Below are 13915 nucleotides of genomic sequence, written 5' to 3'. Positions count from 1 at the left end.
CGTGTTCAAGGGGCTTTTGTTAGCTGCTCTAAGTGGAGGCTGCCAGCATCGCGGCCAACGAACCAGCCCACTGCCAGAGCAAGTTTTGATTAGCCACTGCAGAGGTAACTTTGGCCGGGACTTCATCGACGAAATACGTCCCCGTCAGCTTGGCCTTGATTCTATTTGCGATGTAAAGAAATGCATATCGGATGCGCTCAGCACCCATTTCCCCCATTGAGGCACCATCAGGATGAGCGCGCCTTTCGCCGATCATTGGAAACGGCGTACCCACTCCAGGCACATAAAGGCGAAAGACACCTTTATTCTCGTTAAAATCGTGCGACTCATACAATCTTGCGATATTACTTAACGAACCATCCTCATGGTCGTAATCTCTGTTGTTACGAGTGCCATCAAAAAAGATAGAAAAACTCAAGCTCATGCGGCAGGTCTGAGCAGGCGCGGCAAGCTTAGGCGGACTCGGGGCGAGCTTGCTCGTAACAGGAGCTGCAACAGCAGTATAGGCGACAGCTGTCATGGCATACCCTCCTTGGAATTCTTATTGCTTTTGGAATGATCTATATCATCGAAATCTTTGCTTGGATAGCCGGGGCCAGGATACTCTGAATTATTAGGAGCCAGCATGCTTGGAATAATAAGCACCCGCTTATCACCCGGCATGATGTGCAAATGCGTCATCCCAACCTCAGTGTATTTAGCGACGGGCACGTCCAACTCATGCCATTGGCAGTTCTTCGCATAGGGCTCACAGCGCTCCCAGCGCACATGCGCTGTCAATCCAGGATGCCACTTAATCGGCAATCGTATGCCATCTGCGACACCACTACCTCCTGGCCCCGCCGATCCCGCCCAGCGCCCATCGATATACACATTGCGCACGAACGTGTCGCTAGGATCATTATCCATCGGTTCGACAGTGCTGCTGAACATGCCATCGTCTTCCGTTTGGCCTCGATCGGCGCTACAGCCCAGCGACAAGGCCGCCAAGCCGCCCAACGCCAAGGCGCGGAACACCTCCTGCAATCGTTCAATTCGGCATGGAAACCTCGTCATTCCGTTTCCTCTGTCAGCGGGACCGAATCTCCCAGCGCGCTGGTCATAGTTTGCTCCTCGTCGGCATTGGTCATGAGGGCGTGCCATAACCGCTCGCCATGCAGGCCATCCTGGACCGCTTGCAGCTCCGGGATCGCATCGCCCGTGGTCTCGCCATGTCGTAGCGCCCATCCAATCAGGATCATGTGGTCGTAGGGATCGGTATACGCAAGCCTTCGAGCCGCTTCCATGACCGAAACCGCCATCCGATAACGCAGCTCGCGCGAAGCCAAGCTGGCGTGTACACGCACGTGTTGCTTGAGCTCGTGCAGCAGTTGGTCGGGTACGCTGGCATCCAGCAACGCTTGATACTGCGTCGCCGACAGGCGGCGCGCCATGCTGGTGATAGCGGGGGATGAATCTACACACGGCAGCAACTTGCCGACGCCGTCCCGATCCGCTATGCAGATCTCCTTCCACGGCGCGCAGAAGGCTTTCTTCTGCCGTGGTGTCCAGACGACCTCCATCAAGGCTTGCAAGGTACGACCATCTCCCACGCGTAAGTACCCTCGCTCCACGCCATCCGGGAAAGGCTGAACCACCCAGGGTTTCAGGTGCCTATAGGCATCTTGCAGCGAGAACTCTCCCGAGAACCAGGTGACGCCGCGAGCGATGCCATCGACTCCCAGCTTATCGGCGGTCGCTGGCTCCATCAGCCACGCTCCCAGCCCGCGAGCCTCTTCGGACTCTCGGTCAAAGAAGCTCAATGCATCGAAACGACCCGATTGCAGGCGCAGGCCAATACCGCGTTGCATGGCTCCGTCAATCAATATCACGCTACGAGTGCGCTCATTAGCCGTCATCCGGCCCCATTGGTCGGGCAGCTTATTCAAAGCGGCACCACCGGGGTCCCGTTGAGTGCTGCCTTGGCCAGACATTCAAGGCAGATCGGCTGGTGCATGACAAGTTCACGTTCCAAGTGGGTCGGCCCCACGAACGACTTCTTGCTGGCCTGCACGGTGATGGTGCCGGGGCAGGCGAAGGTGATGTTGCCGCCTTCGATGGTGACGCTGGCGCCGCCAGCCACCGCCAGGTGGATGGTCTTGCCCGCCGCCAGTTCCACTTCGGCGTTGGCGCTGATCAGCTTCAGTCCTTCTTTCGACTGCACGCGCACTTCGTCCGACTGCGCCTGCACGTCCAGCGCGCCTTCGCCGCTGACGAGGCTCAGGCTGTTGGCTTGCGTTTGCCCGCCGTCCACCGCCGCGGCCAGCACGCCGATCGCCTGGCCGCTGTGTAGGCGGGCGTCGCCGGCGATGGCCGCTTCGCTGCCGCCGCCGCTGGCCAGCGTCAGCGTCTCGCCCACGCTCCAGCTCAGGCCCTGGCCGGCCACCACGCCGATCCCCGCCGGTGCGGCCAGGCCCAGCAGCGCATCGCCGGTGTGCGGCACCCGGTCTTCGCCGGGGCTGGCGCTGCGCTCGGCCGCCGCGCCCTTGGCGTCGGCGTAGGCCGTGCCAGGCACCGTGGTTTTCACGCTGGTCAGCAACGCCTGCAGCGGCGCCTGATCGGGGATCAGTTGCGACTGGTTCGCCTTCTTTGCCCCTTCGTGCGCGGCCAGTTTCACCGTCTGGTGCGTGCCCGCCGCCTGCGAGAAGGTCTTGCCCAGCGTCTGCAACTGGCTCAGCAATGCGCTGGGCTGGGTCGCCTCGCCGGCCGGGCCGCTGCTGCGGCCGTAGCTGCTCAGCCACAACCCCGAGGTGGCGCGCACCGCGCCCCATGCGTCGGTGCGCAGTTCGAAGCCTTCCCCGCGGAAGCTGCCGCGGTAGTTGTCGGCCTGGTGGATCAGGTGCCCCAGGTTCAGTTGCGTGGCCGCCTGGGTCGTGGCCAGTTGCAAGCGCAGTTGCTGGTCGCTGTCGTCGAACACCAGCCGGCTGTGGCCAGCGCCGCCCCATTCCTTGGATTGCACGCCCCACAGCGCGGTAGCGTTGCGGTGGTTGTCCGTGCCGCCGCCGGCGCCGTGCCAGGCCGGGGCGTGGCCGCCGGCCAGGTTGCCCTGCGCGCTGGGTCGGCCGTCGCCGGCCTGGGCATACAGGCGGGTGTCGGCCTCGGCACTGGCGCCGCCGGGGGTGGCGGGAACGCCGGCTTCGCCCTTGCCGTTGTACAGCGCGCCCAGCACCACCGGACGGTCGATGTCCCCCTCCAGGAAGCCCACCAGCACTTCCTGGCCGATGCGCGGCAGGAACTGGCTGCCCACGCCCGGGCCGGCGTAGCGCTGCGCCACCCGCAGCCACGTGCTGTCCTGCGCCGCCGGGGCCGACGCGTCTTGCTGGAAGTGGAACCTGACCCGGATCCGGCCCAGCGCGTCGGCATAGACCTCCTGGCTGCCGCTGGTGCTGCCATCGGCGCCGACCACGATGGCGCTCTGGTAGCCCGGCGCGGTCGGCCGCGGGTTCAGCCGCGCCCCGGTGCCGTCGGCCAGCACCGGCCGCCACGGCTGCTGCCGGTCCACCGCCTCGAAGGCGTTGCCGTAGCCCACCGCCTCGGCCTGCGCCCAGGTGCTGCGTGCGGCCACCGCGCTGGCGTCCGGCCACGCCGGCGCGGCCCCCAACTGCGCCTGCACCGCCGCGCGCACGTCCACCGGCAGGTTGTTGATGCCCGCATGCCACACCCGCGTCAGCAACAGCTGCGCCGGCGGCGCCTGGCCCTGCTGCGGCGCCTGGGTCAGCGTGAACCAGGTGCCGGCGCGCAGCGTGCGCACCGTGCTGCGGCCCTGCCACGGCGACCACTGCGCCTCCTGCGCTTGCGCCATCAACTCCGCATAGCGGTCCGCTTCCTGCGCGCTGGCGAAGGCGTCCATCCCCACCGGCTCGTACAGCTCGCGCAGCGATTGTCCGCCGCCGCCGTGCAGCGGCAGTTGCGCGCTGCGCGCCTGACGCGTCTTGACGTCTTCGCTGAGCACGGTCAGCCGGCCGCTGCCCAGCCGCCGCGTGGCGCCGATCGCCAGCACGCTGTCGGCCGCCTCGGTGGCGTCGCTGCGGTGGTAGCGCAGCCCGCCGCCCTGCGCCGAACTGGGGTCCTGCGGTTGCGCGGCGCTGTCGGCGAACACCACCAGCTGGTGCCCGCCGGGCGACGCGTCCGCCTCCTGCAGCCGCCACCCCAGCCCTTCCTCGGCCAGCAGCCGCTGCACGAAGTCCAGGTCGCTCTCGCGGTACTGCACGCAGTCGCTGCGCGGCCGCGCCTGGGCCAGGAACCCGGTCACCTCCTCGCTCCACTGCCAGCTCGCCATCGGCGCGTAGTCGGCGAACACCGCTTCCACGATCTGCACCAGCGTGCGTTCCTGGAACACCCGGCTGTGCCGGCCCTGCGACAGCCACCACGTCCACGGCACCAGGCCTACCCGGTAGCGCGCCAGCCCGCCGTCGCTGCCCAGTTCGTACGCTTCGTGGATCAGCCCCGTGCGCGGGCTCTCGCCGCCATCGGCCAGCCGGGTGTACAGCGTCGCGCGACGCCCCAGCCACGCCTCCAGCGGCAAGCCCGCCTGCGTGCTCAGCACGTCCACCCACCACACGAACCCCTCGCTCAGGCGTTCCGACCCGCTCCAGCGCTCCACCACCTGGACATCCCCGCCAGGCAGCTGCAAGCGGTATAGGCGACCGCTGTCGGACAGCAAGGCCGCCTGAAACATCAACGCATTCAGTGCTTCCATCACAACACCTCTGCCCCCGGGCCATACCGCCCCGGGCAACATCGTTTCCTGCCCCTGGAGAGCGAATTTAACAGACGAATCCTGCGGCGGGCATGACGGTCCGCCGTCTGCGGCGTCCCCTCAGTTTAGGGCTGCTCGGGCAATCCTGGTGGCTCGGCCGACGTACCGGCATTGTCGCGCGTGTTCTTCCGCGTAGAAGCCTTTTGCGCTCAGGGTCAGCGTTGCGTTGGACAAACCGATGCTCAGCTGCGACAGCGCGGCGACGACCGAAACCAGGCCAGTCCATAAAAACCAGGCCAGTCCATCGCGGATCGCCGTCATGGGAATGCCGTCGACGCGATCGCGCACGCGCTTGCGTACCGATACCGCCGCGAACACGCCGAACAACAGCAGCGTGACGTCGTAGCCCTTTGCATTGCGCATCGTTACGGCGTTCCACAGGCCCAGCAAATCGGCACCAACGCCCAGCAGCAGCACCCGCGATGCGCGGACGAAGGCCACCGACGGCTTGTTGGCAATACGCGTTCGCATGATCACTCTCCTTGGAAAAATGAAGAAGTCCGCTTCCATGGCACGCTTGCGCCGTCTGCATTGCCGGCATTTCCAATTCGAAAAGGCCCCATGACATCCGTCGGGTCGCGCTGTGGGAATTCCCCCCGGTAGACGGCAGCGCAAAGTCGCCGGACGGCACGAACAATAGACCAGGATGGCAGCGTGGTCCACGCGTGCTTGCCGGCCCGGGGATCTTCGATGACAGGGTCAGCGCTGGCACCGGCGCGTCGCTCCTCGCGCAAAGGCGATATCGGCCAAGGGTTTGCGCCCAAGCCGCCGGCAAGCGGACTCGCAGCCCCCCTAGGGACGACGACGTGGCGGCGGCAACCGCATGTGTCGAGCCGGAACTGACGGCGGGCCGCTGCGCAGCGCGCGCCGCAGGTAGCGCGACAGCTCGATCGCCGCCAGGTTTTTCAGAAAAATCTGACCCGCCGCCCCACTCAAGGCACGCTAGAATCTCCAACGCCCCTTACCGACGAGAACTGCCATGCTGGATCTGGATGCCCTGCTGGCGCCGATTTCCGACCATCAGCCGGCCGGCGAAGACCTGTCTTTCTCCATCGACTTCGATCGCATTCAGGAAGCCAGGCGCTCGGACGATCCGACCCTGGACCAGGGCGAGTGGCAGACCGATATCAAGTATGCGGACTGGTCCAGCGTCGCCCGCCAGTGCGGCGATCTGCTGCAGACGCGTACCAAGGATCTACGCCTGGCCGGCTGGATGACCGAGGCGACCACCCAGATCGACGGCTTCGCCGGGCTGGCGCTGGGTTACCGGCTGATCGCCGGGCTATGCGACCGGTACTGGGACGAGGTGCACCCGCTGGTCGTCGACGGCGACCACGAAGAGCGCATCGGCAACCTGAGCTGGCTGCTGACCAATTCGCTGCATTGGTTGCGCGCGGTGCCGATCGCCTCGGGACCGCAGGGCCGTTTCGGTCTCAACGATTTCGAGGCTGCGCATACCCGCAGCGCCAATGCCGGATCCGGCGACGACGAAGGCCAGCCCAGCCTGGACCTGCTCGAGGCCGCACGGCGCGATACGCCTCACGATTTCTACCGGCAGTTGGTCGATGCGCTACTCAATTGCGCCGAAGCGCTGCAGTCGCTGCAAGCGGCGGTGGACGATCGCCTAGGCATCGACGGACCCAGCTTCAGCGCGGTGCGCGAACAGGTGGAACACCTGCAGCGCACCGTGGCGCGGTTCGCCCGCGATGCCGGGCTGCTGCTGGATGGCGAGGCCGATGCCGGCCAGCACGACATGCCGGGCATCGGGTTCGGCCCGGCCGCGAACAAGGACGCGCCGTCGGCGCCCTCGGCGCCACGCGGGCCGGGCGGTGCACCGACCACCCGCAAGGAGGCGTTGGCGCAACTGCGTCAGGTCGCCGAATTCTTCCGGCGTACCGAACCGCACAGCCCCGTCGCCTACCTGGCCGAAAAAGCCGCGCGCTGGGGCGAGATGCCGCTGCACGTGTGGCTGAAGCGGGTGATCAAAGACGACAGCGTCCTCAACCAGATGGAAGAGATGCTGGACGTCAACCAGAACCTGGAGCAGTAGGTTACGAACCCGCCCCGTCCCCGCGCATCGCGGGGGACGGCCGCACAGGCGCCTACTGGATCTTGAACTGGATACGCCGGTTGCGCGCACGCCCGTCCGGGCTGGCGTTATCGGCCACCGGTTGGTCGGGACCCTTGCCCTGCACGTTCATGCGCGCGCCGTCGATGCCCTTCTGCACCATGTAGTCCTTCACCGCCTGCGCGCGCGCCTGGCTCAGCGCGAGGTTGCTCTCGCGTTGGCCGACATTGTCGGTGTGGCCGATGATCAGGAAGCGCGCGTCGTTCATCTGCGACATCTTTTCCACCATCTCGTCGAGGATGCGCATGCCCAGCGGCGTCAGCCGCGCGCTGCCGCTCTGGAACTCGATGATGCGGTTGCCCAGCGTCTGGTCCAGCACGCCCTGTTCCGAGCCACCGAGCTTCAGACTGTTGGTCACCGTGTAGGAAGTGTTGCTGGCCAGGCTCAGGTCGCTGGCGACCTGTTGCCGCTGCGCTTCGTTGACTACCTGCCCGCTGATCCGCACCGCCTGGCCGTTGACCTCGAGCTTGCCGGCAGACACGCGCTTGAGTCCTGGCGACACCATCTTGGCGACGTACTCGCCCCAGTTCGGCGGCGAGGGAATCGACTCGACCTGCACCCGATCGACGATGCGAGCACTGCCGTAGGTGTCCTGCAGGTTCTTCAGGATGCGGGCCTTGGTGGCCTGATCCGGCACCACGCCCTCCACGATCACCGGGCGTTCGCCGACACCGCCCGTGGCAGGCGCGGCGACCTGGGCGGAGGCGGCGAACGCGGTCATCAGGCCACTCAGGGCGAGGGTTTTGGCACTCAGGTGTCGCATGTTCATGTCCCCAGGAAAGTCTCGCCGAACAACTTGCGGGCCGTCTTCAATGCCAGGTCGTCCCGATCCAGATAGCTAGCTAGCTTGTTGAGGTTGTAATCGCTGTGCAGGTAGTCCTCGACCCAATCGGCGTCCTGCACGCGGATCAGGAAATCGCCGGCCTCGCGTGGGTCCAGCGCTGCGCGCAGCGCCTGGTGGTCGGCACCGTTGAAGCCGATCAGCATGCGCGGTGCGGCATCGTTGCGAATCAGCACCGCCAGTTCGAAATCGCCGCGCGCAATGAAGCAGGCGACGATGTCCAGCCAGAACGCGGCCAGCAACGGCCGGTACAGCGCGTCCTGCACCAGCGGAAGCTCCAGCGCCTTGTCCACCGACACGTTGCCGCCGGCGAGGATCGGCTGCAGCAGCAGGCCCAGTGCCGGCAGCAGTTTCTTCAACGACACGTCGGGATGGCCGGCCGCGCGCAGCAGGGCCTCGATCGAGCCGACCGTCTGGATATCGAGGAAGTCGTTGAAGGTGGCGTTGTACGCCGACGCGTCGGTGCTCAGCGTGTAGCGGGTGTCGGCGAGCGCGGTGAGCGCCGGGCCGGCGTCGTCCGCGACCACCGCCTGCTTGGCCATCCGCGACAGCCCGGACCAGACCTTGGACATCGCCAGCGGACTGCGGGCGATGAACGACAGCGGCTCGCTGGCCTCCAGACGGACCGCCGACAGCAACGGGAAGCGGCGCTGCGACGCATCACGACTGGGCTGGAAATGCCCGCACAGCACCATCTTGCTGCGCGAGCCCAGGAACGCGTAGTGGATGTCGGGCGCTTCGTCGTAGAGCCGCTTCCAGTCCAGGTTCTGGCTCAGCAGATCCACGCTCAGGCCCGCCCAGCGGTCGAGCCAGCCGAGCAGTTGATGGTTGTCGGCCGCGCGCACGAAATCGCCGCGGGAAGGTACCTTGCCGAAGTAGGAGACGCCTACACTGACTTCGCGACTCATTGGCCACCTTCTTGTGCGGGTGCACCCGCCGGAACCGGACCGGGCGGCGCAGCGGCCGCTGGCGCATCGGCACCTACGGTTGTCGGGCTACCGGCCACCGTCGCCGGAAGTTGCAGGCCACGCTGCCAGTCGCCGCCCCCGGTAGCCTTGCCGGCACTCTGCACGATGCGCATCTGCACGCTGATGGACACGCCTTGGTCGCTCCAGGTGAAGCGACGGGTGGCATCGTCCACGGGTTCCTGGGCGGCTGCCTTGATCAAGCGGCCAAGGCCATTGTCGCCAGGCGCATTGAACATCTCGACGCTGCGCCCGTCGCTGGTGACCGCGGTGATCTTGGCACCGGGCACCGCACCGGCGTTCGGCCACTGCATGGTCATCCACTGCGGCGGGGTGTTGCGGTAGCGCAGCGTCTGGCCAGAGATGTCGATGGTGTATTCGATCGCGCCCACCGCCGGCGTCGGCAGGAGCTCGAAGATGCTGACGCCCTTGGCCACCGCGCCGGACTGGCCACTGACCCAGTTGCCGTAGTTGGCCACCAGTTCGCTGGACAAGGTGATGCCGATGCCCGCCCAACGCCGCGATTCGAGCAGGTTGCCGCGCTGGATCACCAAGGTGCCGAGTGCGTCCTTGTTGAACGCGGCGATCGCGCCGCTGGCGCCGAAGATCGCAGCCACGTCGCCGGGGGCGGCATCCACGTCCGTGTTGAGGTTGAACGGATAGCGCTGGCCGATGCCGTTACGGAACGGTTCGTAGACCTGCGCCGCCCACACCCGGTTGATCTCGCCCTCGGTCGGCGGCACCAGCGCGGCGAAGGTCTGGGTCAACGGACGCAGCAACAGCGGACGCATCGCGTCGCGCTGGGTTTCGTCCAGCCCGGTCAGCATCTGCTCGTCCACCAGGGTCAGCGCGGCGCTGAGTTCGGAGCCTTCGTTGCTGAAGGTGTCCTGCATCAGCTTGCGCGCGCCGACGCCGATCTGGCCCTGGTTCTTGATCGCGTTCATGCGCGTGCGCAACTTGGCCAACTTGTCGAAGTAGGCATCGATGACCGCCGGCTCGTCCTTGCGCTTGGTCATCAGCCGCGCCAGGCCCTCGAAGGTCTTGCCGATCGGGCCGACCGGCTGCTGCTCAGCCTTGCCGGCGTCGGCCGGATCGCGGCGCAGGATCACCCGCTGGAACCAGGCGACGGCCCCACCGGACGCCTTCTTCGATAAGGCGTCGGCCATCGGGTTGTCCCAGATGGTCTGCTCGTTGATCTTCTCCAGCAGCTTGCGCAACGGCGAGTTGGCCGGATCGCCGATGCGATTCATCCGCGACAGCGCCTGGTCGAAGCCCTGGAACGGCGCCACGCTGACGCCCTGCATGAACTTGCGCCATTCCTGCGCGTATTCCTGCTTGTACGCCGTCACCAGTTCGCGCGCGACGTGCTCCGGGCTGCCAGCCAGCGACAGGTCGCTCTGCTCGCTCGTGTCCAGGACCCAGTCGGTGGTGCTGAGCTGCGTGTTGGCCGCTTCCTTGATCGCGTCCTTGACGTATTCTTCCCACGCCTCGCGCGAGAACGCGCCGGAAATGGCATAGCTGCCGGTGATCGCGCCGCTGTTGGCTTCCTCGCCGATCAGCGCGTTGACCGTCACCGTGGGGAAGCGCGCCGCCGCGCGCGCCTTGATCTGCGCGAACACGCGTTGCATCGCCGGCTGGCCCTTCATCACCCGGGTCAGCGCCTCGCGGCTGTCGTTGACCAGTGTGACCTTGGTCTGCACCTGCGGCCACTGCGCATCTTCGGCCTGGGCGACGTAGAACGTCATCAGCTTCTCGGCCGCGCGGGTCATCTCCTCGCGGGTCATCTGGCCGCGATTGGCGTCCAGCCAGCCGCGCCAGAACAGGGTCAGCTGCTGCGTCAGGTGCGCGCTCTCCACGTGCTTGCGGTTGCCCAGCATCAGGTAGGTCTTCAGCGCGTTGTAGGCGTCGTTGGTATCGGTCGGCGACGCGTCCTGATACAGCACGCTGTCCTGCTGCGCGGCCTGCTGCGGGCCGGCCGACTTGCCAAGCCTGTCGCGCTCGCTGACCACTTGCCCCAGGAACGACTCCAGATTGGCGGTGGTCGGTTCGAGCATCACCTGGCGCATGCCGTTGTAGTACTCGGCCAGCAGCTTCTTGCGGATGTTGCCGCCCTGGTACAGGCCCAGCCCGGAGGTGATGCCGCCCTTTTGCTTGTAGCGGTCCAGCTGCTCGAGCCGATCCTGCAACAGCAGCAGCGCGTCGATGCGCGATTGCAAGTCGACCCTGTTGGCCTGCACGCGCACGGCCTGGTCCAGATCCTTGGTGGCGTTGTTCACCAGTTGCACGTTGGTGGTGTACGACCAGGTCCACAGACCCAGCGCCAACGCCAGCACGGCGACGCCACCGAGGAAGACACCGTAGCGCAGGCGGTTCTGGTGCGGGCTGGAGTACTGCCGGACGAGCTGCTTGTCGGCGAAGATGACCTTGCGGAACAGGTCTTTCAGGAAGTAAGCGGTCTGTCCCGACGGCACCGCTTCGCCCGGCTGCGCACGCGCCTGCAGCGCGAACTGGCGGCTCACCCGCTCGGAGGCGTGGTGCACGGAATGGCCTTCCTGCAGCGCGCTGCTGAAGTAGAAACCGCGGAACACCGGCTTGAACTGATAGGGGTTTTCTTCGAACAGCGTGGCGATGAAGGTGCGCAGCGCCGGCTTGATGCCGACGAACTCCAGCGGCAGTGTCAGCAGGCCGGGCGACACCTGACGCCCACGCTGCATCGCCATGTGCGCCAGGCTCATTTCCTTGAGGCCTTCGGCCAGTTCGTCGAAATGGGTGTCGAACGCGGCCAGCGCATCGGTATTGGCGGTCGGATCGTAGGGCAGGGTCGCACCCCACACGTTCTCGCGCTCGGACGGATCCAGATTGTGGAAAAACTCGGAGAAGCCGGCGATCAGGTCGGCCTTGGTGAACACCACGTACACCGGCGCGAACACTTCCAGGCGCTCGGTGATTTCCTGCACGCGCTGGCGCAGGTTCTTGGCCAGTTCGATCGCGAACTCGGGCTTGCTACCGGACAGTTCGGCGATGCTGGCGGCGATGATGACGCCGTTGATCGGCGCGCGCGGCCGGTGCTTTTTCAGCAGCGCGAGAAAGGTGAGCCATTCCAGGCGGTCTTCGACGCTGACCGAATACCGACCGGCGGTATCGAGCACGATGCCGGTCGTGGTGAAGTACCAATCGCAATTGCGCGTGCCGCCGATGCCCTGGATCACGTTGCCGCGATTGTCCTCGAACGGGAACTGCAACCCGGAATTGAGGATCGCGGTGCTCTTGCCAGCCGCAGGATTGCCAATGATCACGTACCACGGCAGTTCGTACAGCGCCGCCTTGCCCTTGAGCACGCCCAGGCGCGAGGACTTGATCGCCTTGACCGCCTCTAACATCCGCGAGCGCAACGCTTCGGTGTCGGCGCGGTTGGCCGGCTGCGCGGCGGCGACCGCGCGATCGGCTTCGCCTTGCACCATCGCATCCAGGCTGCGCGCAGCGCGGCGCGCGATGATCCGGCGCACGATCCACACCAGCAGCCATATCGTCAGACAGACCGCCAGCACCGCCGCCGCCCACAGGCCGATTTCGCGCAAGCCCTCGGCGCCGAAGTAGGCGACTGCGGCGGCGGCGAGCAAGCCGAGAACCATCCAGAGGCGATAATCGCGAAGGTAATACCTGAGATTGCTAAACATCGGGCGCTGTTCCGGTTAGGCGGCGGACGCCGGCACGGCGCCGACGTCGGTATCTGGCTGGGGGGAAACACGGGGACTGACGAGTGTAGCGATACGCAGACCTGCCTGATCCACACTCAGCATCAGTGCCGCATGTTGCTCGGCGGCGACATGGGCATGGGCAAGCGCGAGCATCGCCAGCGGTTGCACTGCGGCCAGATCGCCGGTGGCGGTGGCCAGCGGCAGGCACTGCACCGCAGTATCCAGATCGGGACAGGCCAGCGCGGCAGCGGCGGCGACCTCGGCCGCCAGGGCGGCGCGGTGGTCGGCGTCGCTGAGCACCAGGTCCACGTGGGTGGGCGCGAGCGCGGCGCGCTGCAGGGTCTGCGCCGCCAGTTCGCCGCTCAGCCGCGCACTGGCCTTGGCGCTGCCGTCCAGCGGCAGCCGGGCGCGCTGCAGCGGATGCAGCACCACGTCGCCGGAAGCGCCCGGTCCGCTGGCCAGCAAGACCCCGCTGGCGCCCTCCCCAGGTACGCGTCCGTCAGGCGAACGGCGCGTCATCAGCCGCCCGCTTTCGAGCATGTGCTCGACCTGTGTCTGGTCGATCGCCGAATGGCAGGCCATGACCAGCTGCCAGCCATCCACAGGCGACTGCGCGCCGCGCGCCAGGTGTTGCAGCCGCGACCATGCATCGTCGGCACCCGCCATCGGGATCACCTCCACGCCGAAACGGCGCGGATCCAGGCCATGTTCGCTGGCGGACGCCAGCACCCAGTCGCCCACTGCCTTGTGCAGCGAAGCGGGCCAGTCCGCGGGCAACCACAGCTCGATGCGCAGCACGTTCTGCACCTGCGCCTCGACCCGGTGACGCAGCCCGGCCACCACGCGGTCCTGGGCCTCGGACAGCGGCGGCAGCGCCTGCGCAGCCTCCAGCAACAGCGCCTCGGCGACCGGTTCGAGCAGGGCGATGGCACGCTTGTGATGCTCCGGCGGGGGCTCGTTGGCGTCGGCGACCGCTGCGGCCGAGGCGAGCATCGCCTCGGCCGCAGCGGTCGCATCCAGTTCCGGCACCTGCACCACGAAGACCGGCAGCCCGTCATGGTCGCGGAACTGCTTGTGCAGCCCAGGCCGCGGCAGATTGCCGCGCAGCGCGAGGATGGCTTGCGGTTGCTGGCCCAAGGCCAGGTTCAGCGCACCGGCAAGCAATGCCGGCGCGGCGCCGGCGGTCGGCGCCGAAGATGAACTCGCCGCGGCCGCCTTGGAATCGTTGCGTTCGGTGGCCTTGGCCGCAGCGCTGTCGGCGGCGTCTGCGGCGCGCGCAAGGGCGCGCCGCCCCAAATCGCGCAGCAGCCAGCTGCCGCCCAGCACGCCAGCGGGCAGGATGCCCAGATACGTCAGCATCTCCATGCCGTTGGGCGTGGTGCCGCTGCTGCGCCAATAGAAGATCGAACCGCCCCAGGCCACACCGAACAACGCGGTAGCCGACAACACGTTCCGAAGAATTCCGGACATTAACATCCTCGCTCC

Annotated in this window: 10 protein-coding genes; 1 reads left to right on the top strand and 9 read right to left on the bottom strand. The window is 66.6% G+C overall.

The window, feature by feature from the left end; translation table 11 throughout:
- Positions 1-28: 28 nt before the first annotated feature.
- The 5 genes from ISN38_RS15775 to ISN38_RS15755 form a co-directional block, all read right to left on the bottom strand.
- A complete protein-coding gene (locus ISN38_RS15775; RefSeq protein WP_206711889.1) occupies positions 29-520 on the bottom strand; it encodes a DUF2235 domain-containing protein in 492 nt (163 codons plus the stop codon).
- Positions 517-933: a DUF3304 domain-containing protein gene (locus tag ISN38_RS15770; RefSeq protein ID WP_158506397.1), complete on the bottom strand. Its 417-nt coding sequence runs from the start codon at positions 931-933 to the stop codon at positions 517-519. Before ISN38_RS15770 ends, ISN38_RS15775 begins: the two co-directional genes overlap by 4 nt.
- Positions 934-1052: 119 nt before the next feature.
- Positions 1053-1928: a hypothetical protein gene (locus tag ISN38_RS15765; RefSeq protein WP_230811859.1), complete on the bottom strand. Its 876-nt coding sequence runs from the start codon at positions 1926-1928 to the stop codon at positions 1053-1055.
- Positions 1925-4738 carry a type VI secretion system Vgr family protein gene (locus ISN38_RS15760; protein WP_206711888.1) on the bottom strand — a complete coding sequence of 938 codons (2814 nt, stop codon included), beginning with the start codon at positions 4736-4738 and terminating at the stop codon, positions 1925-1927. The genes ISN38_RS15765 and ISN38_RS15760 overlap by 4 nt, the downstream gene beginning before the upstream one ends.
- Before the next feature lie 120 nt (positions 4739-4858).
- A complete protein-coding gene (locus tag ISN38_RS15755; RefSeq protein WP_003471065.1) occupies positions 4859-5269 on the bottom strand; it encodes a YiaA/YiaB family inner membrane protein in 411 nt (136 codons plus the stop codon).
- 508 nt (positions 5270-5777) lie between these two features.
- Here ISN38_RS15755 and tssA point away from each other — a divergent pair.
- Complete coding sequence (tssA, locus tag ISN38_RS15750) at positions 5778-6848, top strand: type VI secretion system protein TssA (protein ID WP_003471063.1); 1071 nt, start codon at positions 5778-5780, stop codon at positions 6846-6848.
- Between the two features lie 52 nt (positions 6849-6900).
- Here the strand turns inward: tssA and ISN38_RS15745 are convergent, their stop codons facing one another.
- Genes ISN38_RS15745 through ISN38_RS15730 form a run of 4 tightly spaced genes read right to left on the bottom strand, consistent with a single transcriptional unit; the run spans position 6901 to position 13900 of the window.
- Entirely contained in the window at positions 6901-7695 is a 795-nt protein-coding gene (locus ISN38_RS15745; RefSeq protein WP_038239015.1) for an OmpA family protein, read from the bottom strand.
- The gene (gene tagF, locus ISN38_RS15740) at positions 7692-8675 is read right to left on the bottom strand and encodes a type VI secretion system-associated protein TagF (RefSeq protein ID WP_206711887.1); all 984 of its coding nucleotides are present in this window, start codon (positions 8673-8675) and stop codon (positions 7692-7694) included. The genes ISN38_RS15745 and tagF overlap by 4 nt, the downstream gene beginning before the upstream one ends.
- On the bottom strand, positions 8672-12364 hold the full coding sequence (tssM, locus tag ISN38_RS15735) for a type VI secretion system membrane subunit TssM (RefSeq protein WP_230811793.1): 3693 nt from the start codon (positions 12362-12364) through the stop codon (positions 8672-8674). Before tssM ends, tagF begins: the two co-directional genes overlap by 4 nt.
- A 60-nt stretch (positions 12365-12424) precedes the next feature.
- Positions 12425-13900 carry a hypothetical protein gene (locus ISN38_RS15730; RefSeq protein ID WP_047325157.1) on the bottom strand — a complete coding sequence of 492 codons (1476 nt, stop codon included), beginning with the start codon at positions 13898-13900 and terminating at the stop codon, positions 12425-12427.
- Positions 13901-13915 lie beyond the last annotated feature (15 nt).

The organism is Xanthomonas translucens pv. undulosa (assembly GCF_017301775.1).
GTDB classification, from domain to species: domain Bacteria; phylum Pseudomonadota; class Gammaproteobacteria; order Xanthomonadales; family Xanthomonadaceae; genus Xanthomonas_A; species Xanthomonas_A translucens.
The sequence above is the reverse complement of the archived record's forward strand: the minus strand, read 5'-3'. Positions and strand labels throughout refer to the sequence as shown.

What these genes read in the sequence shown, in the direction of transcription:
- ISN38_RS15775 (WP_206711889.1), bottom strand. Translation starts at nt 520, where the DNA reads ATGACAGCTGTCGCCTATACTGCTGTTGCAGCTCCTGTTACGAGCAAG.
- ISN38_RS15770 (WP_158506397.1), bottom strand. Translation starts at nt 933, where the DNA reads ATGTTCAGCAGCACTGTCGAACCGATGGATAATGATCCTAGCGACACG.
- ISN38_RS15760 (WP_206711888.1), bottom strand. Translation starts at nt 4,738, where the DNA reads ATGGAAGCACTGAATGCGTTGATGTTTCAGGCGGCCTTGCTGTCCGAC.
- ISN38_RS15755 (WP_003471065.1), bottom strand. Translation starts at nt 5,269, where the DNA reads ATGCGAACGCGTATTGCCAACAAGCCGTCGGTGGCCTTCGTCCGCGCA.
- tssA (WP_003471063.1), top strand. Translation starts at nt 5,778, where the DNA reads ATGCTGGATCTGGATGCCCTGCTGGCGCCGATTTCCGACCATCAGCCG.
- ISN38_RS15745 (WP_038239015.1), bottom strand. Translation starts at nt 7,695, where the DNA reads ATGAACATGCGACACCTGAGTGCCAAAACCCTCGCCCTGAGTGGCCTG.
- tagF (WP_206711887.1), bottom strand. Translation starts at nt 8,675, where the DNA reads ATGAGTCGCGAAGTCAGTGTAGGCGTCTCCTACTTCGGCAAGGTACCT.
- tssM (WP_230811793.1), bottom strand. Translation starts at nt 12,364, where the DNA reads ATGGTTCTCGGCTTGCTCGCCGCCGCCGCAGTCGCCTACTTCGGCGCC.
- ISN38_RS15730 (WP_047325157.1), bottom strand. Translation starts at nt 13,900, where the DNA reads ATGTCCGGAATTCTTCGGAACGTGTTGTCGGCTACCGCGTTGTTCGGT.